Raw genomic sequence first — 19,089 nt, 5'->3', positions numbered from 1 at the left:
CGGTATGCGGTATGCGGTATGGGTTACATGCAATCCAGGAAGCCGGAGCAGCATGCTGCGAAGTATGGGGACGGGGAGATTGGTGCGGTAGACTGCCCACACGAACAACATTTATGAATTGAATTCACAATGTCGAGGCTCGAAGTCAACCGCTCCGGCGAGATGGAAGTGTTCGTGCGGGTGGTGGAACAGGGCGGGTTCTCCGCCGCCGCGCGCGCGTTGCGCATGACGCCGTCGGCCGTGAGCAAGCTGGTGGCGCGGCTGGAGGCCCGGCTCGGCGCGCGACTGGTCAACCGCTCCACGCGCCGCATCGAGCTCACGGCGGAAGGCAGTGCCTTCTATGAACGCGCCGTGCGCGTGCTGGCGGACCTGGACGATGCCGAGCGCGGTGCCGCCGCCAGCGCCGTGCCCCACGGCCGCGTGCGCATCAATGCCAACGTGCCCTTTGGCGACCACTTCCTGCTGCCGCTGGTGCCGGAATTTTTGGCGCTGTATCCGGACATCCAGCTCGATATCGTGCTGACCGACCAGGTCATCGACCTGATGGAGGAACGCACCGACGTGGCGATCCGCGCCGGCGAGCTGAAGAGCTCGCAGCTGGTGGCCCGCAAGCTGGGCGAGACCCGTATGGTGGTGGTGGGCGCGCCCGCCTACCTGGCGCGCTGCGGCACGCCCCGCGTGCCCGCCGACCTGGCCGGGCACAACTGCCTGAAGCTAGGCTACGCGCGCGCGATCGAAGGCTGGCCGATGCTCGAAGGCGGGCAAGCCACCATGGTGGCGCCGCTGGGCAATGCCATGACCAGCAATGGCGACGCGCTGCGGCGGATCGTGGTCGGCGGGCTGGGGCTGGCCAGGATGGCCGTGTTCCAGGTCCGCGAGGACATCGCCGCCGGGCGGCTGGTGCCGCTGCTGGAAGCGTTCAACCCCGGCGACCTGGAGGCGGTGCATGCGGTATACCTGGGCCAGGGCCGCCACTTGCCGGCGCGGGTGCGGGCGCTGCTGGATTTCCTGGCGGAGCGGGTGGAGATGGGAACTTAGGGACGCGGATCCGCCGAGACGCCTGGCTTGCTACAAGCGCCGATCGCGCGTCTAATCATTTGGAGGCTGTTTCAAGATGAGGCGGCAGGAGGGCGATATGCGCTGCACGAATTGCGGCTACGCGAACCTCGCAGGCGCCAACTTCTGCGAGGCGTGCGGGGCGCGGCTTGCGCGCATGTGCCCGCAGTGCGGCGCGGAGGCCACCCCCATTGCCAAATTCTGCCGCGCCTGTGGCGTTCCGCTCATGGATTCCCCGTCAGGATCGCCTCTGCCTTCCGGGCCAGCAGTCCCGGCCCCTGTCCACTACACGCCTCCCCATCTGGCCGAGCGCATCCTGGCTGAGCAGGCGGCAATGGAGGCCCGGGGCGAAACGGCCGGTGAGCGCAAGACCATCACGGCCCTGTTCGCCGATATGGCGGGCTCGACGGCCTTGACCCAGGACCTGGACCCCGAGGAAACGCGCCGCCTCATCGACCCCGTGGTGACGCTGATGATGGAGGCCGTGCACCACTACGAAGGCTACGTGGCCAAGTTCCTCGGCGACGGCATCCTGGCGCTGTTCGGCGCCCCCATTGCCCACGAGGACCATGCCCTGCGGGCCCTGTACGCAGCCCTGCGCATGCAGGAAGCGATGCGCCGGCACAGCGACCGGGTCCGTCTGGAGCAAGGCATACCGCTTCAGATCCGGATCGGCATCCACACGGGCGAGGTCGTGGTGCGCTCGATTCGCAAGGATGACTTGCACACGGACTACGATCCGGTCGGGCATACGATCCACATCGCCTCGCGCATGGAAGGTATCGCGACGCCGGCGTCCATCCTCGTCAGCGAATCCACCCATAAGCTGACGGAGGGGTATTTCGAGTTCAAGGCCCTGGGCACCACACATGTCAAAGGCGTCCGGGATGCGCTGGCGGTCTATGAGGTGATGGGCCTCGGGGCAATGCGCACGCGCCTGCAAGTCGCGGCGCACCGTGGCCTGGCCAGGTTTGTGGGCCGCCAGGCCGAATTGGAACAGTTGCACAACGCGCTGGCGCTGGCCAAGGCGGGCCGCGGGCAGGTCGTTGCGGTGGTTGGCGAGGCCGGGGTCGGAAAATCCCGGCTGTTCCATGAGTTCAAAGCGAGATCGCAGGCGGACTGCCTGGCGCTGGAGACCTTCTCGGTTTCGCACGGCAAGGCCTTCGCCTATCTACCGTTGATCGAGCTCTTGAAGAACTACTTTCAGATCACCGCACAGGACAGCGACCGAAGCTGCCGCGAGAAGGTGACCGGCAGGCTGCTCACGCTGGAGCGCTCCCTGGAAAGTCATCTGCCCTACTTGCTCTATCTGCTCGGGAGCATCGAACCCGGCTCGGCACTGCCGACCATGGACGCTTCGATCCGACGTCAACGCACCTTCGAAGCGATTGCTTGCCTGCTGGTCCGCGAGAGCCTGAATCAGCCCCTCGAGGTCATTTTCGAGGATCTGCAATGGCTGGACAGCGAAACCGAGGCCTTCCTCAATCTGCTTATCGACCATGTGCCGGGGGCAAGGATCATCCTGCTGGTCAATTACCGCCCGGAGTATTCCCATGACTGGGGCTCCAAAGACAACTACGCCCAGCTGAGCCTGCAGCCATTGGGCCCGACCGAAGCCCAGGGACTGCTCACCGCGCTGCTCGGTGATGATCGCAGCCTGGTGCCGCTGAAGCGACGCATCCTGGACAAGACCGAAGGCAATCCGTTTTTCATGGAGGAAGTGGTCCAGACTCTGGTCGAGGAGACCGCCTTGCTCGGCCAGCCCGGCTGCTACCGCATCGAGAAGGCGCCCGCCTTGCTGCACATCCCGACCACCGTCCAAGGCGTGCTCGCGGCCCGTATCGACCGGCTCCCGCTCGCCCAGAAAGAACTGCTGCAAACCCTGGCCGTAATCGGCAAGGAGTTTCCATTGAGTCTCATCCTGCACGTCACCAGCCTGGCCGAAGACAAGCTGCGCCCGCTTCTGGCCGACCTGCAGGCGGCGGATTTCATTTACGAGCGGCCCGCATTCCCGGAAATCGAGTACGCCTTCAAGCACGCCCTGACGCAGGAGGTTGCCGGCAATTCGCTGCTCACCGAGCGACGCAGCGCGCTGCATGAGAGTACGGGCCAGGCCATCGAGGCCCTCTTCCATGGTCGGCTGAAAGACTACTGCAGCGAGCTCGCGCACCACTACAGCCGTAGTGGCAATATTCCAAAGGCTGTTGCCTACCTCCACTGTGCCGGCCAGCAGGCCCTCCAGCGTTCGGCCCAGGCTGAAGCGATCCGGCACCTGAGTACCGCCATCGAACTGCTCAAGCGGATGCCGGACAACCCCGAACGCACGCGCCAGGAACTCACGCTGCTGCTCACCCTCGGCCCGGCCCTGATGGCCGCTCGCGGTCAGGCCTCCCCGGATGTGGAGGCAAACTACAAGCGCGCGCTGGCCTTGTGCGAGCAGGAGAGGCAAACACCATACGCCTTCTCGGCTCAGCTCGGACTGTGGGCGTTTTATCAGCTGCGTGCGCAGTACGAGATTGCACACCCCCTTGGGGAACGGTTGCTTGGCCTCGCCCTGGAAACGCAGAAGCCTAAGCAGCTTGCCGAGGCGCATCGCGCGATCGGCGCCACGGTGTTCCGCCTTGGCAAGCTGGACATGGCCCGCGACCATATAGAACAGGTGCTGGCATTGCAGCGCCCGGACCCGCCGGTGTATGACTTTCTCCTCGGATACGGGCGGGATCCGGCCGTCCACGCCACGAGCACATTGGGCTGGATCCTGTGGTACCTCGGCATGCCGGATCAGGCCCGCACGCGCAGCCAGGAGGCCCTGGCGATGGCCAGGACACGCCCGGACGCCTTTAACCTCGCACTTTGCCTTGTCTTTGCGGCTGAAGTGCACCTGTGCCGCAGGGAGGTGCAACTGACCCGCGAGTACGCCGAGGCCGCCATCGCGGTCTCGTGCGAGCAGGGATTCCCGATCTACCTGGCGTGGGGAACCGTCCTGCTTGGCTGGGTGCTTGCCGAACAGGGGAATCATGCGCAGGGGATAGCCCAGATACAGCGGGGCCTGGCCGCCTATCAGGAGACCGGCGCAGCGCTGGGACAGCCAAATCTTCTGGCCCTGCTCGCGGATGCCTACGGAAAGGCGGGGCAAATCCATGCCGGACTAGCTGCGCTGGCCGAGGCGCAAGCCTTGGCAGAAGAGACGGGAGAGCGGCTTGACGAAGCGACGCTGTATCGCCTCAAGGGAGAACTGATACTCCGGCAGTCAAGCCTGGCACCCTTGTCGCCCACCGGCAGCGATGAAGCCGAAGCGTGCTTTCAGAAAGCGATCGCGGTCGCCCGCGACCAGGGTGCCCGGTCACTGGAACTGCAAGCCGTGCTGAGCCTGGCCGGCCTATGGCGCCGGCAAGGAAAGCTGAGCGCGGCGCGCCGTGCGCTGGCGGTAATCCATGGCAGCTTCCGCGAGGGCTCCGATACCGCAGACTGGCAAGAGGCCAAAGCCCTCCTGGATGATCTGACGCGGCAGGATGGCACGACCCCGGTGCCTTCTCCCGAATGACTCAGATGCAAACCCGCTTCCTGGCACTGTGGTCGCGTTCGGGCGGCACGCAGGCTGTCGAGGCCTATGCGGATCTTGCGCGCTGCTATGCCGAGCCGGCACGGCACTATCACACGCTCCACCATGTTCGCCGCTGCCTGCGCGATCTGGACTGGGCGCGCAGCGCGATTCCCGATACTGACGCCGTCGAGCTGGCGCTCTGGTGCCACGACGTCATCTATATTCCCGGGGCGCAAGACAATGAGCAACGCAGCGTTGAGTGGCTCCGCTACTGGGCCGGAGGCCGGATTGCCGCAACGGAGCGCATCGCCGGGATGATCCTGTGCACCTCACATGCCGGCATGGCCGCGAATCTGGCAGGCCAATTTACCGCCGACATCGACCTTGCCGTGCTGGGTTGTGCCCGCGCGCGCTTTCGCCAGAACGGCGCGCACTTGCGGGCCGAGCGTCCTGACCTGGATGAGGTTGCCTATGATTGCGCCGAACGGGCTTTCCTGCGCGCCCTGCTTGATCGCCCTCGCATCTATCACACCGATCTGTTCCATGCTCGCTATGAAGCGCGCGCACGCCGCAACCTGGCGTGGCGGCTTGCGCAGCCGGCGGCATCCGGGGCCTCGTCTTGCATCAAAGAAATTCCCCTCTGATATCGATGGTCGAACGCTGGCCAATGTGGTCGTAGTGCGCCTCCAGCCACGTCCCGGCCTCAGTCCTTCCCTTGTCACGCAGCGAACAAAGGAAGGCCCAGTCAGCGTTGTACTTGCTCGACACGCCCAGCGCGGCCATCGTCTCATCCGACCGGATCGAGTGGATCATCATCTCCTTCATTTCGCTCCGGTCGATCTTGCCTTGCTGGATCAGCGAAGTCACGAATGCGATGGCGCGCATCTCTCGGATGAGGGATGAGTTAAAGCTGACTTCGCTGACGCGATTGAGAATGTCCGCGGCCGTGGTCGGCACGCCACGGCGCACGATCGGGTTGATGTGCACGATCACGACGTCGTGGGTATTGCAGTGATAAATCAGCGGGAAAATTGCCGGGTTGCCAACATAGCCGCCGTCCCAATAGTGCTGGCCATCGATGGCCACTGCCTGGAACAGCGTTGGCACACAGGCTGATGCCAGTACCGCGTCGATGCACAGGTCCTCGCCTGAAAAGATACGTATCCTTCCGGTCTCGATATTGGTCGCGCACAGGTAAAGATGAATGGGGCAGCGCTGGCGCAACGCCTCGAAATCTACCTGCTTCGCCAACACATCCCGCAGCGGGTTCATGTTGTTGGGATTGAACTGGTATGGCGACAGGAGACGCAGAACGATGTCGGCCATCGCATACAGCGGAGAATGGTCCAGGCCCAGGGTGTGTGTCCCCTTGATCCACGGCACCCAGCGCAATGGACTGTATCGTTCAGCCGATTGGGCGATAGCGAGCCAGAAATCGTGCAGCGCCTGGCGCGCGCCGTCGCGCCCTCCCTGCAACAGCCCATAAGCCAGCACGGCGGCATTCATGGCGCCCGCACTCGTCGCGCTGACGCCCTCGATGCCGAGTCGCCCATCCTCGAGCAGCCGGTCGAGGACCCCCCATGTAAACGCGCCATGCATGCCACCGCCCTGCAATGCAAGGGCCACAGCTTTCTGTTCCCCATTCTGTTCCCCATTGTCAGGACTCATGCGATGCTCCCCTTCCATCCCTGACAAGCCGGCGATAGCGGTGGCTGGATAAGCGCCCACGGTCCGTCGTCAAGTATTGGTTTGGCCACGTCCTTTGCGCGCGAAGCAACGCAAAGGCTAACAAAAGATATTTGAAGTTAACACCTTGATGCGCATTTTGTTAGGGCTTCTTAGCACTTGGTTCCCGGAGGAGGGAAAGGACTGCTGCGCCGGATACGCTGGCGTCGCGCCGCTTTCAGGTCGGGAACGGACAAGCTGCGCCAATGCGCGAGGCAATCCCGGCGCGTTACCGGTTACCGGTCACAGCTCATCGGCCGCCTGCAGCCCCTTCTCCACCATATCCAGCAACCGCTGCCCGATCTGGTGTGCCTGCCCTGGCGACATCGCCACCATGCGCAGCGGCCCGTCGATGACCAGCATCGACAAGCCATGCACGGCGGACCACGCGAGGTATTCGGCGCCGGGACGGCGCGCGGCGGACAGCACGCCGGCCTCCATCATCCGGTCCAGCGCCGCGCCGAGCAGTTGGTAGGGGTTGAGGCCGCTGTCGCCCGCCTTGTCAGGGACCGGCACGCCTTCCAGTTCGTCCGGCACCGAGAATGCCGTGCGGAACAGGCCGGGCTCGGCGAGCGCGAACTGCATGTAGCCGGTGCCGACCGCGCGCAGGCTGGCGCGCGCGAAGTCCGCGGGCGCCGCGCTGGCGTCCAGCGCGGCGAGTTGAGCCTCGATGGCCTGCGCCAGCGACGCCAGCGCAGCGGCGCGTACCGCCTGCAGCAAGTCCTGGCGGCCGGCGAAGTGGCGGTAGGCGGCATTGGGCACGACCCCGGCGCGCCGGGTGGCCTCGCGCAACACGACCGCATCCGGGCCACCATCGCGCGCCAGCTCCATGCCGGCTTCCAGCAACGCGCGGCGCAGGTCGCCGTGCCGGTAGGTGCTGCGTAGCGCTGGGGTGGTGGCTGCCGCCGCATCCGCGGGAACGGCGGGAACGGCAGTGCCGCCGGCGTCGGCCGAATCCGTTGGGCTCGCGATGCGCGTGGTGCGCGGGATACTTGAAGAGCGCTTTGCGCCGGTCATTTCCTCACCATGTGGACAGCGTCCATTTTCTTTACTATTGTAGTGGACAGTGTACACAATGATTGACCGGATCGTCGCCATGACCCTGCGGCCCCCCGTCGCTCAAGGAGCAAGGATGGCAAACTCCACATCGTCCCCCTCGTCGCCCTCGCCCTCGTCCTCTTCGCACCTTGCCAGCGAAGCCGAAGTGCGTGCCCTGGTCGACACCTGGGTCAACGCCATGCGCGCGAAAGACGCCGTTGCCATGATGCGCAACTATGCTGAAGACGTGGTCATCTTCGATGTGGCGCCGCCCGCGCACTTGCGGACCCTGGGTGCGCGCCACCATTTGTTTTCGCAAGATCGCTGGCCGATGGCTGGTAGTGCATGAGCACGCATCGATGCCGGTGAGTTTCAACCCCTGACGCGTTTCAACCCTGGAAGTGGAAAGGAGACAAGATGCTAGTCCAACCCTATCTGTTCTTTGAAGGCCGTTGCGAGGAGGCGGCTGAGTTTTACAAGCGCGCCGTCGGCGCCGAGGTGGTCATGATGATGCGCTTCAAGGAGGCGCCTCCGCCGGAGTCTCCCCCGCCCGAAGGCGCTTGCGCGCCCGCGGCCGGCACCGAAGAGAAGATCATGCACATGTCCATGCGCATCGGCGAGACCACGGTGATGATGTCCGATGGCCGGTGCACGGGCAAGCCCGATTTCCAGGGCTTCTCGCTGTCCGTGACCGTGCCCGATGTGGCCAGCGCCGACCGCGTGTTCAACGCCCTGGCCGAGGGCGGCCAGGTGATGATGCCACTGGGCAAGACCTTCTATTCGCCACGCTTTGGCATGACGGCCGACCGCTTCGGCTTGATGTGGATGGTCATCGTCCTGGAGTCCTGAGCCGCGCTGCATCAGACTGAGCCAAGCCACGCCGGTCATTCCGGCGTGGCTTTTTTCATTGCTCGTTATGCTGCATATTGTGTCTTTTATTGGCCTGGCCAACGCCGGCTACTACGCCATCGAATCCCTGCGCATCGAGAAAGGCTACCGCGCCTGGAGCTGCGAGCTGACCACCGACATCAACCCCTTCGAGGCGGGGCTATCCTTCGCCTGCAAGCTCGACAAGCCGATCCCGTTCCGTGGCCGCGAGGCACTGCTGAAGCTGCGCGCGGGCGGCGGCGCGGTGCGCCCGGCGGGCTTTGTCACCTCGGCGGCCTTCGGGCATACGCTCGGTTGCCCGGTGGGCATGGCGCTGCTGCAGAGCCGGCCCACGGGGGAGCGATAACTAGCGATAACGGTAAGGCTCAGCCTTGCTTGCCGTCGGGGCCGGACGTGGCCGTTGCCTGGTTGGACTTCAGTGCGCAAGGCGTCTGCGCTTGCTGCTTTGCCTGCGCCTGCTTCTGGGCGCGCGCGCGTTCGATAACGCTCCAGTCGGGACCGGCAAAGGCGGGCAGCGAGGCAGCGAGGGTCGTGACGCTCAGCAGCGCCAGCACGATGGTTTTCATGATTTGTCTTGAGACAGAATTGGCAATGGCAATGGCAATGGCAATGGCAATGGCAATGACATTGCGTGGAGGATCTTGATATTTGCATACTTGCCGGTCCGGCCGTGGGTGGAGGGGTCCCGGGGCCGGACCGGCAGCGCTGTATCAGGCGCTGGCCTGGCGGTTGTCAGCCGCGCCATGCGCCGGCGGGGCCGACACGCCGGTCAGGTCGCGCCCGGCGAGGTTCAGTGCCGCAGCTGCGCTGCCGTGCGCGCCGTCCGTGAACGGGTCGCGACGGTCGCCAACGCGAGCGCCATCGGTGAAGGGATCGCGGCGGTCGCCAACGCGGGCACCGTCGGTGAAGGGGTCGCGCTTGCCATTGTGGAGTGCGTAGCCGTACTTGTCGCCGGCGTTGGTGCTATCTTTCGGACCCGTTGCACCGGCTTGCGTTGCGGCCAGGAGGCAGACGCCGAAGGCGGCTGCGGAAACAAGGGTCGTGAAGCGCTTCTTATTCATGATTGCTGCTTAATTCCAGATTGGGCGGCACTTTCCACTGGGTGTGGAGCGGGATAGGCGGATTCTTGCGTCCCGCATGTCGTCTGTTTCGCCTTTTGATCTGCACCGCGTGTTCGATGCGTTCGATGCGTTCGATGCGTTCGATGCGTTCGATGCGTTCGATGCGTTGAGCAGCGCGGTACAAGCACACAGTGTAGCCACGGCGAATCATTCCTGGGATGAATTAAACGTCTCACTTCCAGTCGAATTTTTCACAACACAAAACCGCACGAGCCGCGCGTGTACGGTGATGGATCGCGCCATGGCCGCATCGGCGCATGCAAAACCCGACTGGCCCGCGCGACTTTAAATCATGTTGTCCGCGCGTATGGCATGGGTACACTCTGCACGCCCTTCCCCTGGCCCCAGACTGCCATCACAAGAAACAGAACACTCCCGGCCGCCCCCGAATGACAGACTCTCCTCGCCCTGCACCGCTCCAGCGGCCCTCCCCTGAAGACATCCGCAAGCGCATCTACGCCATCGTTGCCGCATCCTCCGGCAACCTGGTCGAGTGGTTCGACTTCTACGTCTACGCGTTCTGCGCCATCTACTTCGCCCCCTCGTTCTTCCCCAAGTCCGACCCCACTGCGCAACTGCTGAATACCGCCGGCGTTTTCGCCGCGGGCTTCCTGATGCGGCCGATCGGCGGCTGGCTGTTCGGGCGGATTGCGGACCGCCACGGACGCAAGAACTCGATGCTGATCTCGGTGCTGATGATGTGCTTCGGCTCGCTGCTGATCGCTTGCCTGCCCACCTACGGCGCCATCGGCAACTGGGCGCCCGCGCTGCTGTTGCTGGCGCGGCTGCTGCAAGGCTTGTCGGTCGGCGGGGAATATGGCACCACGGCCACGTACATGAGCGAGATCGCGCTCAAGGGGCGGCGCGGGTTCTTCTCATCGTTCCAGTACGTCACGCTGATCGGTGGCCAGTTGCTGGCCGTGCTGGTGGTGGTGGTGCTTCAGCAACTGCTGGATGAGGCGCAGCTGCGGAGCTGGGGCTGGCGCGTTCCGTTTGTGATCGGCGCGCTCACCGCCGTGGTGGCACTGGCATTGCGCCGCACGCTGCGCGAAACGTCATCCGCGGCTACGCGCGGCAACAAGGAGGCAGGCAGCCTCGCCGCGCTGTTCCGGCATCACAAGGCGGCGTTCCTTACCGTACTGGGCTATACCGCCGGTGGCTCGCTGATCTTCTACACGTTCACCACGTATATGCAGAAGTACCTGGTGAACTCCGCCGGCATGTCCATCAAGACGGCAAGCACGGTGATGACCGGCTGCCTCTTTGTCTATATGTGCATGCAGCCGCTGTTTGGCGCATTGTCCGATCGCATTGGCCGGCGCAGCAATATGCTTGCCTTTGGCGCGCTGGGGACGGTTGCCACCGTGCCGCTCCTGAGCGCCCTGCAGATTGTCTCCAGGCCGCTCGCGGCCTTCGTGCTGATCTCGATCGCACTGGCAATCGTGAGTCTCTACACATCGATCAGCGGCATCGTGAAGGCGGAGATGTTTCCCCCGGAAGTGCGCGCATTGGGCGTGGGGCTTGCGTACGCGATCTCCAATGCGATCTTTGGCGGCTCGGCCGAGTACGTGGCGCTGGCGCTGAAGTCAGCCGGCCATCAATCGGTGTTCTACTGGTATGTGACGGCGATGATGGCGCTGGCGTTCGGGGTCAGCCTGCGCCTGCCGCGCCAGGCCAGGCACCTGCGCCACGAGTATTGAGGCGCCAGGGCCATACACCGGGCTTCGGTCAGGCGGCGCGATCCCAGGCCTGCAGCTGTTCGGCCGTGGCACCGGCGCCGCCGCAGACGATGACCAGCACGTCGCTCGCCGCCGTCACCGCGGCAGGCTTGCGCTCCAGCGCGGCCAGCGCCGCGCCGCATGCCGGCTCCACCACGATCCGGTGCTCGGCCAAAAAGCGCAGGCACGCGCCCACCGCTTCCTTGTCCGTGACCACCTCGCTGACGATCGGATGCAGTTTTGACCACTCGAGCGATTTGGCGCAAGGGCTCTTGGCACCCAGCGAGGTCGCGATGCTCGTGATGGCGGGCAGCTCGACCTGCGCGCCGGCCGCCAGCGAGGCGGCGTAGGAATCCGCGCCAACGGTCTCGGCCGCGATGACGGGCACATCGTGCCAGCCATTGCGTTCCAGCCCGGCCAGCACGCCGCACAGCAAGCCGCCCCCGCCTACCGATAGCAGCACCGCGCCCGGCTTGACGCCGGCGGCGGCCACCTCGTCGATCATCGTCGCGTGGCCTTCCCACAGCAGGGGATCGTCAAACGGGTGGATAAACGCATACTCCGGGCGCATCAGCGAAAGCGCGTGATCGTTGGCCTCGCTCCATGCGCGTCCGTGCACGACCAGATCGGCGCCTTCGGCCGCGATACGCTCTCGCGCCGCGGCCGAGGTGGTCTCGGGCACGACGACGGTCACCGGCACGCCAAGCAGCCGCCCGCTGTAGGCGACGGCAATGCCCGCATTACCGCCCGACGAGCACACGAAGCGTTTTGCGCCCCACTCCTTGTAGGTCTGGCATGCATGGCCGACGCCGCGCGCCTTGAACGAGCCCGGGGGCTGCAAGGCCTCCATCTTGAACCACACCGAGCGCCCCAGCCGTGCCGAGTAGGACGTGGATCGCAGCAGCGGGGTGACGATGTGCAGGCTCACGGGCAGGGCATTTTCAGCATGGGGCATGGTGGCGCTTCTTGGTTCTGGCATGAAGAACCTTGAATGTTAGAAGCCTGCCGCCCATGCGGTCAAATGCCTATCAATCCCGAAAGCTATACTTGCAAGGCATAGCAATATTCAGAGGGCAACTGGCAGAGCATGCGAAACATCGAAACGCGGCACTTGCGCTACTTCATCGCCGTCGCGGAAGAAGGCAGCATCATCGCGGCATCCCGGGCGCTGAACATCACGCAGCCGGCCTTGTCGCGGCAGATCCAGGATCTGGAGGGGGTGATCGGCGCCCCGTTGTTCGAGCGGCATGCCAAGGGCGTGCAACTCACCGATGCCGGCACCAGCTTGCTGCACGACGCGAAGCAGTCGCTGCTGCAGCTGGAACAGGCACGCGACCGGGCCTATCGCATTGCACAGGGCCAGACCGGCTCCTTTTCGCTCGGCATCATGCCCAGCTACCTGGCCTCGCCGGTGACGCTGGCGATTCTTGCGCACTTCCGGGAGCACAACCCGGAGATCCTGCTCTCCATCGAGCCGCTGTTGTCATTGCAGCAGGCACAGGCAATCCGCGGCGAAGAGCTGGACGGCGGCATCATGGCCTGGCGCACGCCGGACGATGCCAGCCTGAGCGGCATCGCCCTGTACCGGGAGCGCTTTGTGCTGGCCGTGCCGGCGCAGCATGTCTCGCCGGCGAAGCGCGCGCGGCGGCTGGCCGACATCGCCGGCGAACGCTTTGTGTGGTTCAACCGCGAGAAGTCGAGCGCGCAGCACAGCCTGCTGATTGCGGCGTGCGCCAAGGCCGGGTTCACGCCGCATATCGTCCAGATCGGCACCGACACGCCAACCATCCTGGGGCTGGTCGCCGCCGGCATGGGCTGCGCGCTGGTGCCCGCCAGCTCACAACTGCACGCGCCGCCCACCATCGCCTTCATCGCGCTGGCCGACCTGACCGATGGTGTCGATATCGAGTTCGTATATTCGGCAGCGCACCGCTCGCCACGCGTGCAACGCTTTATCGAATCGGTCCGGCATGTCACCGGCACCAAGGCAAAACACGCACGCGGCAAGCCATAGGGCCGCAGCCACTCAGTGTGCCTCGCTGATCCTGTGCTCTGCCTGCCCCGGAGGAATACAGATCGTAAAAACCTCCAGGCTCTCTCGGCAACCATACGCCGGTGACTCCAGGTGTCCGGCACCACCTGCTGCGTGTCGCACATGGCTTGCGAGATTTGCGCGCCCCCAGGAAGAATCAGAACTTGCCTGCGTCCATTCTGCTTCTGCGCAAGCGGGTATGGCACGTAGCCGCTTCCTTCCTCTAGCGGAATCATGCGGTAATACGAAGGCTTGCGATTTTCATCAAGCAGTCATACACGAACGGAAGAGGAATCGGCGATCACACGTGACCCGTCGATGCTATCCACCGCACGTAACATGGCCAACAACACTTGGTGGAGACGATCCCAAACGCCGGGCTTCTGCCACGCGTGCAGCAGTCGCCAGCAACTCATTCCGGAGCCACAAGTGGCTTGGCTCACCGCACAAGCTGTTTCAGTCCTGCAACAGCTTGGTGCAGTAACTGACGAAATAGGCACGCCGCAAACGCTAGCGGTCTGCTGGTTTGACCTGTCTCCGGGGGGGGGCGCTGTAAAAAAAGGAATCCCCCGAGGCTGTTATTCGGGGGAGATGCTTGATTCGCGGCGGTGAACGCTGAGCGCTGACGACGTGTTCTTTTGCGGACCCTTCTGCCGTTGCTTACATGCTGTCCTCAACCAGCCCATCGCGGTTGGTGATTCTCGCGCCATCGGTGAATACGTCTCGTCTATCTGTGACTCTCGCCCCATCTGAATAGACATCAAACTTTGTGCTCATCCCCCCATCTGAGTATGGGTCTCGCGGCCCCAACACACTGGCGCCGTCGGTGTAGACATCTCGCGCCCCGATGCCGGCATAGGCTACGCCGGCGCCAAGCGCCGCACCCGCCGCAGCGAGCAGTAAGACTGTTTTTACCATTTCTTTCACCTCCTTTTCAGGTGGTTGCAAGAACACCGAGACGCATTCCTTTTCGCTCCAGTGCCGCCACTTTGTACGACTCCAATGTATGCGCTGAAGGCAAGCGCATGAATAAGGTCTTCTTCCGAAAAGGGCCTAGGGGATTGCCCTATTGGGCACGGCAGCCATGGTCAACGATGTCACGCAGCCGCGTACATTGCTGCATGGCGAGGGGAGCGATCCGTTCGCCCATGCGCAACTGCATGTGCTATCTGTCCTGAGCAATCTGCGGGTGATACGACGTCGACCGCATCCGGGTGCCAAGGGCCAACTGCGCCTGGATTCTGGCCGAGGACCCGAAACCCGGCACGACAATGCTCGCGCTCATACGGAATCTGGCGTCCAACCCGGGCTGTATCTCATCGAATCCATCGGCTACGCTTACCGCACAGGAGAGTTCTGACGTAGATTCATAGGGTGAATTCAACGGATCGTCCCAGCACTTCGCCTAGCACCGATTCGGGGCAAATTCGTGATTTGCCACAGGTGCATCGGACACCAACTTTCGCAAGCGTATTGTCACTGCGGCTAACGAGAAAACGGCTGGATGTGGCAGGGACTGTCCCCAGAATTTGAAGCGAACCATGGTCATCATTCCGAGCAACTCGAGGCTTAGCCTCTTCGTTCACACCGGATTTGTCGCATTGGCGTACTACGCAGGTGCAAAGCTGGGACTTGCTTATGCGGTAGTGGGCGGTGCGGTGTCCCTGGTGTGGCCTTCCAGCGGCATCGCCCTCGTTGCGCTGCTCGTTATGGGCTTCGCCGTTGCCCCCGGCATTGCCATTGGTTCCATTTTGGCCAACATGTCGGCGGGGGTGCCCCTGCCAGTGGCCGCGGTGATTGGCCTGGGCGCGACGACTGCAGCCTTGACGGCTGCATTATTGTTAAAGCGGGTAGCCCGATTCCAGAACACCCTGGACCGCATCAAGGATGTGTTAGCTTTCATCATCCTGGCTGCGACTGTCAGCACGGCAGTGAGTGCGCTGATCGGTGCGACCGCCCTCTTTGGAGGGGGCTTGGTGTCAGTCGCCGAGTACGGCGCGGCCTTTGTGAAATGGTGGCTCGGTGACATGATGGGGGTGCTCGTGGTGGCCCCGCCGCTGCTCAGCTTGTTCACGTATCCGAGCCCTATCCGCTCCGCAAAGCAGGCCGTGGAAGCGTGCGGACTGACCGTTGCGATCTTCTGGGTGAGTTACGTCATTTTCGGCGCCACCGAACTTGCCGGGCACAGCTACTATCCGGCAGCCCTGGCGATTTTTCCGTTCATTATCTGGGCGGCTCTGCGCTTCGATCACTTGGGCACCAGCCTCCTAACCTTGCTGGCCTCAATCGTGGCCATCTGGGGCACCACGAACGGCACCGGTCCCTTTGCCGCTGAATCTCCGGTGGATAGCCTCGTGAGATGGTGCGCCTTCGCGAATGTCGTGGCAGTAACCGGACTGCTGCTGGTGGCGGCACATGCTCAGGAAAAGCGCATCCATAGCCTCCTGCTGGCATCCCATGTCGAGTTGGAACGACGCGTGCAAGAGCGAACCCAGGACTTGCAGCTAGCAAACCATGAACTGAAGCAGGAGATGGCGCGACGTCGTCTATTGGAAGCAGAACTGATCCGATTCGGCGATCAGCAGCAAAGACTCATCGGCCGAGAACTGCATGACGGCCTCGGGCAGCACCTCACCAGCTTGGGCTTCTATTGCGCCACCTTGAATCAAGAACTACAGAAGCATAGCCACCCAGCCGCCGCGAAGGCGGCTACCATCGTCGAATTGGTGAAGCAGGCGTCCTTGATGACCCGCAAGATTGCCCATGGCCTGGACCCGGTCGCCATGGAATCTGGTGGCCTCACGGTCGCCTTGCAAGGGCTGGCGCAGACGACCCGCGCGCTGAATGGCATAGGCTGCACGCTCCGCATCGAGTCAAATGTGGACTTACTGGATCCGCCGATGCAGATTAACCTTTACCGTGCGGCACAGGAAGCCGTCAATAACGCGCTGAAATATAGCCAGGGCCGCCACATTTGGATCGACCTGGAGCGCGACGGCGGCATGCAGAGGCTTTCCATCAGTGACGACGGGATGGGGGTCGATCTGGAACAAATGGAGCGTGCTTCGGGACTGGGACTTCACAGCCTGCGCCACCGGGCGAGCCTCCTGGGCGGCTCTTGCATGGTCACCCGCAATGCTTTGGGCGGCACCACGGTTGCCATCAGCTATCCGATACCAGAGAGTCCGGGACATGAAGCCATCTAGCCCGGGCCACGCGACTCAGATCCTGATCGTGGATGACCACCCCATCGTCCGGGAGGGGTTAACACACTTGCTGAATCTGCATGAGGATCTGCACGTCTGCTGTGCGGCCGGCAGTGCCGAAGATGCCCTGGCGGTGATGGCCTGCCAGCCTGATATGGCCATTGTGGACCTCAGTCTGCACTCGAACTCCGGTCTGGATCTTGTCAAGACGCTCCGGCAACACTATCCAAAGCTGGCAATCCTCATCCTCAGCATGCATGACGAAACCCTGTTTGCCGAACGCGCGCTGCGGGCCGGAGCAAACGGGTACCTGATGAAACTCGAGGCCACAGAGCAGATTATGAACGCCATCCGCGAGGTGCTGGCGGGCAATATCTACCTGAGCGCCGCAATGCATGAAAAGCTGGCGCGGACTCTGACGGTTCCCCAGAAGATTCCGGCGGGCTCAATCGCGAGCCTTTCGGAACGGGAGTTCGAGGTCCTGCACCTGATCGGACTCGGCTTCAGCACCCGCGAGATCGCCGAGAAACTGAGTCGGAGCGTCAAGACCATCGAGGCACATCAGGCCAACATTAAGGAAAAGCTGGATATTCCTAGCGGCAAGGAGCTGATGCGCTTCGCCATTCAGTGGATCGAGGGCCAGTAAGGCGGAGTCCGCCGCACCGAATAAGCCCCCCCCCGGAGACCTTTAAGCATTTTTTTCTCAGGAGGACGATCACTTCGGTAACGGCGCCGATGGCAGGTGCTGCGCCAATGTCTAACAAATATCAGGCCAGATGGACGAAACGAAGCAAGGCACGTGTGCGTCTCCCTCTCGAACGTGTCCGGTGTGGGGTTCAAACCTGCCGTTGAACTTCTGACGGCTCGACCGGTTGAATCCGCAGTCGGGAAACGTCATTCGCTATTGGCTGTCAACTGACCGTGCCTCGGTCGAAAACGGTCGCCGGATTGGGCGGCTGCATCGGCCAATACCCAACATTCCTGGCGGGCAGAATTGCCTATAATTTGCATTCCCCAGCGGCTATAAATAAAAGGCTTGACGCGCAAGGGGGGCACCATGACAGACGAGTTTCGCGCCGCATTCGATCAGGCGTATTCGCGGGCCCTCGCTTTTCATGACTCCCGCGCGTCCCGACACCCCGCGGCGACAGCTAGCTTCGAAGAATTGTGGGCGGCGTTGTACGTACCAACGCCGGAAGAAGGGGTGACAGCTACCGAAGTCATCAAGCAACTGGCCGCAGGGGTAGATGCCGGCCTCATGGGGGCGGCAGGGCCTCGGTTCTTTGCAAAGGTCATGGGAGGCTCTCATCCAGTCGGCGTAGCGGTCGATTGGATGACAAGTATGTGGGGGCAGAACAGTGGGAGCTACCACGGGTCCCCCGCAGGTGCCGTCGCCGAGCAAGTCGCGTCAGCATGGCTTCTGGATTTGCTAGCGCTACCCACGGACTGCTCGATAGGCTTCACGACGGGTGCGACGATGGCAAGTTTCGTTTGCCTCGCTGCGGCGAGGAGCAAAGTATTGCGCCTGGCGGGCTGGAATGCCGACGCAGATGGCTTGTTCGGCGCGCCGCCGGTCAATGTATGCATCGGCAACGATGCGCATGCCGCGATCTTTGCCGTGTTGCGCTATCTGGGACTTGGCCACGATCGTGTCATGCGAATCCCGACGGATGATGCAGGCCGCATGTTGGTTCCCGCCCTGTCCAGTGCGTTGGCATTGTGCGGCGGGCCGCTCATCGTCATCGCGCAGGCCGGTCAAATCAACACAGGTGCATTCGATCCGTTCAATGAAATTGCGGACGTCGTTCATCGCTATGGTGGATGGCTTCACGTCGACGGTGCGTTTGGCTTGTGGGCGCGCGCGTGCCCGGCGTTAGCCCAGTTGACCGCAGGCGTTGAGCAAGCGGACTCCTGGGCGACCGATGGCCACAAGTGGCTTCAGACACCCTACGATTGTGGGTACGCGATCGTCCGGGACTCGGATGCCCATCGGCGCGCGATGGCGTACGAAGCGAGCTATCTGCCGACAGCAGGCGGGGAATGCAGGGAGCCCTTTCACTACGTACCCGAACTTTCAAGACGTGCGCGCGGCTTCGCGACCTGGGCACTTATCCGCGCGTTCGGACGGCGTGGCATTGCGGCAATGATCGAACGACACTGTCTTTTCGCCAGACGCATGGCGAAGCGCCTGACATCCGAAGCCGGTGTGGCGGTACTCAATCAGGTGGAGCTGAATCAGTTTGTCGTACAGTTCGGCGTGGGGGAGCCACTTGAGCGCCGTGATCATTTGACAAGGGCCACCATCGAAAACATCCAGGCTGCAGGGACTTGCTACGTTGCCGAGGCTACCTGGCATGATCGTCTTGTGATGCGCTTCTCTGTCATTTCCTGGGCGACGACCGAAGAGGATATCGATCGTTCCGCCGATTCGATCATAGCGTGCTGGCGACAAGTCAGTTCAACGTTCAGATGCTCACGGAAAACGCTATGACGACATTCATTGCCAAACGTCACGGCATCGTATGGCTGGTGAGCATTCTGCTGCCAGTGATGTTGTCATGCTCTGTGGCGGAAAAGTCCAGCTCGTTGAGACAGCAACTCATTGGTGGCTGGACGTTGGTGTCGGTCAGGAGTATTGACGCAGACAAGCCATCGGAGCCTTACGGCCCTGCACCAGAGGGATACTTAACTATTGGTGGCAACGGGCGGAACCCGGAAAATCGTATGGAAACGCGCTGACTGAGCTATGTTCGGGTAAAAG

At 63.0% G+C, this 19,089-nt stretch carries 20 protein-coding genes and 2 pseudogenes; 15 read left to right on the top strand and 7 right to left on the bottom strand.

Annotated features, from left to right (window positions below):
- Positions 1 to 129 precede the first annotated feature (129 nt).
- The 3 genes from AC1Q7Q_RS23690 to AC1Q7Q_RS23680 all read left to right on the top strand — a co-directional run bounded on the left by AC1Q7Q_RS23690 (position 130) and on the right by AC1Q7Q_RS23680 (position 5,244).
- Positions 130 to 1,038 carry a LysR family transcriptional regulator gene (locus AC1Q7Q_RS23690; protein WP_174424649.1) on the top strand — a complete coding sequence of 303 codons (909 nt, stop codon included), beginning with the start codon at positions 130 to 132 and terminating at the stop codon, positions 1,036 to 1,038.
- A 97-nt stretch (positions 1,039 to 1,135) separates the two neighbouring features.
- Entirely contained in the window at positions 1,136 to 4,600 is a 3,465-nt protein-coding gene (locus AC1Q7Q_RS23685; RefSeq protein WP_492371732.1) for an adenylate/guanylate cyclase domain-containing protein, read from the top strand.
- Positions 4,597 to 5,244, top strand: coding sequence for an HD domain-containing protein (locus AC1Q7Q_RS23680; protein WP_492371733.1), 648 nt, complete (start codon positions 4,597 to 4,599; stop codon positions 5,242 to 5,244). The genes AC1Q7Q_RS23685 and AC1Q7Q_RS23680 overlap by 4 nt, the downstream gene beginning before the upstream one ends.
- Here AC1Q7Q_RS23680 and AC1Q7Q_RS23675 read toward each other — a convergent pair.
- On the bottom strand, positions 5,225 to 6,268 hold the full coding sequence (locus AC1Q7Q_RS23675) for a patatin-like phospholipase family protein (protein ID WP_492371734.1): 1,044 nt from the start codon (positions 6,266 to 6,268) through the stop codon (positions 5,225 to 5,227). The two genes, AC1Q7Q_RS23680 and AC1Q7Q_RS23675, sit on opposite strands and share 20 nt — an antisense overlap.
- A 300-nt stretch (positions 6,269 to 6,568) precedes the next feature.
- Positions 6,569 to 7,342 (bottom strand): TetR/AcrR family transcriptional regulator, encoded by a 774-nt coding sequence (locus AC1Q7Q_RS23670; RefSeq protein WP_492371735.1) that lies wholly within the window; start codon positions 7,340 to 7,342, stop codon positions 6,569 to 6,571.
- A 115-nt stretch (positions 7,343 to 7,457) separates the two neighbouring features.
- Between AC1Q7Q_RS23670 and AC1Q7Q_RS23665 the strand changes: the two genes are divergently transcribed.
- The 4 genes and pseudogenes from AC1Q7Q_RS23665 to AC1Q7Q_RS23650 form a co-directional block, all read left to right on the top strand.
- Positions 7,458 to 7,712 (top strand): hypothetical protein, encoded by a 255-nt coding sequence (locus tag AC1Q7Q_RS23665; RefSeq protein ID WP_492371851.1) that lies wholly within the window; start codon positions 7,458 to 7,460, stop codon positions 7,710 to 7,712.
- On the top strand, positions 7,684 to 7,746 hold the full coding sequence (locus AC1Q7Q_RS23660; RefSeq protein ID WP_370565984.1) for a hypothetical protein: 63 nt from the start codon (positions 7,684 to 7,686) through the stop codon (positions 7,744 to 7,746). The genes AC1Q7Q_RS23665 and AC1Q7Q_RS23660 overlap by 29 nt, the downstream gene beginning before the upstream one ends.
- A gap of 34 nt (positions 7,747 to 7,780) precedes the next feature.
- Complete coding sequence (locus tag AC1Q7Q_RS23655) at positions 7,781 to 8,212, top strand: VOC family protein (protein ID WP_492371736.1); 432 nt, start codon at positions 7,781 to 7,783, stop codon at positions 8,210 to 8,212.
- A 91-nt stretch (positions 8,213 to 8,303) separates the two neighbouring features.
- Positions 8,304 to 8,570, top strand: a pseudogene (locus tag AC1Q7Q_RS23650) (glycine cleavage T C-terminal barrel domain-containing protein); the annotation flags it as partial.
- Positions 8,571 to 8,616: 46 nt separating this feature from the next.
- On the opposite strand, the gene AC1Q7Q_RS23645 reads toward AC1Q7Q_RS23650, so the two are convergent.
- Both AC1Q7Q_RS23645 and AC1Q7Q_RS23640 read right to left on the bottom strand, forming a co-directional pair.
- On the bottom strand, positions 8,617 to 8,817 hold the full coding sequence (locus AC1Q7Q_RS23645; protein WP_492371737.1) for a hypothetical protein: 201 nt from the start codon (positions 8,815 to 8,817) through the stop codon (positions 8,617 to 8,619).
- Positions 8,818 to 8,961: 144 nt separating this feature from the next.
- A complete protein-coding gene (locus AC1Q7Q_RS23640; RefSeq protein ID WP_492371738.1) occupies positions 8,962 to 9,312 on the bottom strand; it encodes a hypothetical protein in 351 nt (116 codons plus the stop codon).
- A 76-nt stretch (positions 9,313 to 9,388) separates the two neighbouring features.
- Here AC1Q7Q_RS23640 and AC1Q7Q_RS23635 point away from each other — a divergent pair, with 76 nt between their 5' ends.
- Positions 9,389 to 9,661 (top strand): hypothetical protein, encoded by a 273-nt coding sequence (locus AC1Q7Q_RS23635; RefSeq protein WP_492371739.1) that lies wholly within the window; start codon positions 9,389 to 9,391, stop codon positions 9,659 to 9,661.
- Between the two features lie 100 nt (positions 9,662 to 9,761).
- Positions 9,762 to 11,072: an MFS family transporter gene (locus tag AC1Q7Q_RS23630; protein WP_492371740.1), complete on the top strand. Its 1,311-nt coding sequence runs from the start codon at positions 9,762 to 9,764 to the stop codon at positions 11,070 to 11,072.
- Between the two features lie 28 nt (positions 11,073 to 11,100).
- Here the strand turns inward: AC1Q7Q_RS23630 and AC1Q7Q_RS23625 are convergent, their stop codons facing one another.
- Positions 11,101 to 12,018: a pyridoxal-phosphate dependent enzyme gene (locus tag AC1Q7Q_RS23625; RefSeq protein ID WP_492371845.1), complete on the bottom strand. Its 918-nt coding sequence runs from the start codon at positions 12,016 to 12,018 to the stop codon at positions 11,101 to 11,103.
- 159 nt (positions 12,019 to 12,177) lie between these two features.
- On the opposite strand from AC1Q7Q_RS23625, the gene AC1Q7Q_RS23620 reads away from it, so the two are divergent.
- On the top strand, positions 12,178 to 13,104 hold the full coding sequence (locus tag AC1Q7Q_RS23620; protein ID WP_492371741.1) for a LysR family transcriptional regulator: 927 nt from the start codon (positions 12,178 to 12,180) through the stop codon (positions 13,102 to 13,104).
- A gap of 296 nt (positions 13,105 to 13,400) precedes the next feature.
- Here AC1Q7Q_RS23620 and AC1Q7Q_RS23615 read toward each other — a convergent pair.
- Positions 13,401 to 13,550: pseudogene (locus AC1Q7Q_RS23615) on the bottom strand (IS5/IS1182 family transposase); the annotation flags it as partial.
- A 232-nt stretch (positions 13,551 to 13,782) separates the two neighbouring features.
- Complete coding sequence (locus AC1Q7Q_RS23610; RefSeq protein WP_492371742.1) at positions 13,783 to 14,076, bottom strand: hypothetical protein; 294 nt, start codon at positions 14,074 to 14,076, stop codon at positions 13,783 to 13,785.
- A 130-nt stretch (positions 14,077 to 14,206) separates the two neighbouring features.
- On the opposite strand from AC1Q7Q_RS23610, the gene AC1Q7Q_RS23605 reads away from it, so the two are divergent.
- The 5 genes from AC1Q7Q_RS23605 to AC1Q7Q_RS23585 all read left to right on the top strand — a co-directional run bounded on the left by AC1Q7Q_RS23605 (position 14,207) and on the right by AC1Q7Q_RS23585 (position 19,067).
- Entirely contained in the window at positions 14,207 to 14,482 is a 276-nt protein-coding gene (locus tag AC1Q7Q_RS23605; protein WP_492371743.1) for a hypothetical protein, read from the top strand.
- A 181-nt stretch (positions 14,483 to 14,663) separates the two neighbouring features.
- A complete protein-coding gene (locus tag AC1Q7Q_RS23600; protein WP_492371744.1) occupies positions 14,664 to 16,328 on the top strand; it encodes an MASE1 domain-containing protein in 1,665 nt (554 codons plus the stop codon).
- Entirely contained in the window at positions 16,315 to 16,974 is a 660-nt protein-coding gene (locus AC1Q7Q_RS23595; protein ID WP_492371745.1) for a response regulator, read from the top strand. The genes AC1Q7Q_RS23600 and AC1Q7Q_RS23595 overlap by 14 nt, the downstream gene beginning before the upstream one ends.
- A gap of 411 nt (positions 16,975 to 17,385) precedes the next feature.
- Positions 17,386 to 18,819 (top strand): pyridoxal phosphate-dependent decarboxylase family protein, encoded by a 1,434-nt coding sequence (locus tag AC1Q7Q_RS23590; RefSeq protein WP_492371746.1) that lies wholly within the window; start codon positions 17,386 to 17,388, stop codon positions 18,817 to 18,819.
- The gene (locus AC1Q7Q_RS23585) at positions 18,816 to 19,067 is read left to right on the top strand and encodes a hypothetical protein (protein WP_492371747.1); all 252 of its coding nucleotides are present in this window, start codon (positions 18,816 to 18,818) and stop codon (positions 19,065 to 19,067) included. The genes AC1Q7Q_RS23590 and AC1Q7Q_RS23585 overlap by 4 nt, the downstream gene beginning before the upstream one ends.
- The last annotated feature ends 22 nt before the right edge of the window (positions 19,068 to 19,089 follow it).

This window comes from Cupriavidus sp. GW823-FHT07A04 (assembly GCF_058794615.1).
This window is presented reverse-complemented; position numbering and strand designations above follow the sequence as displayed.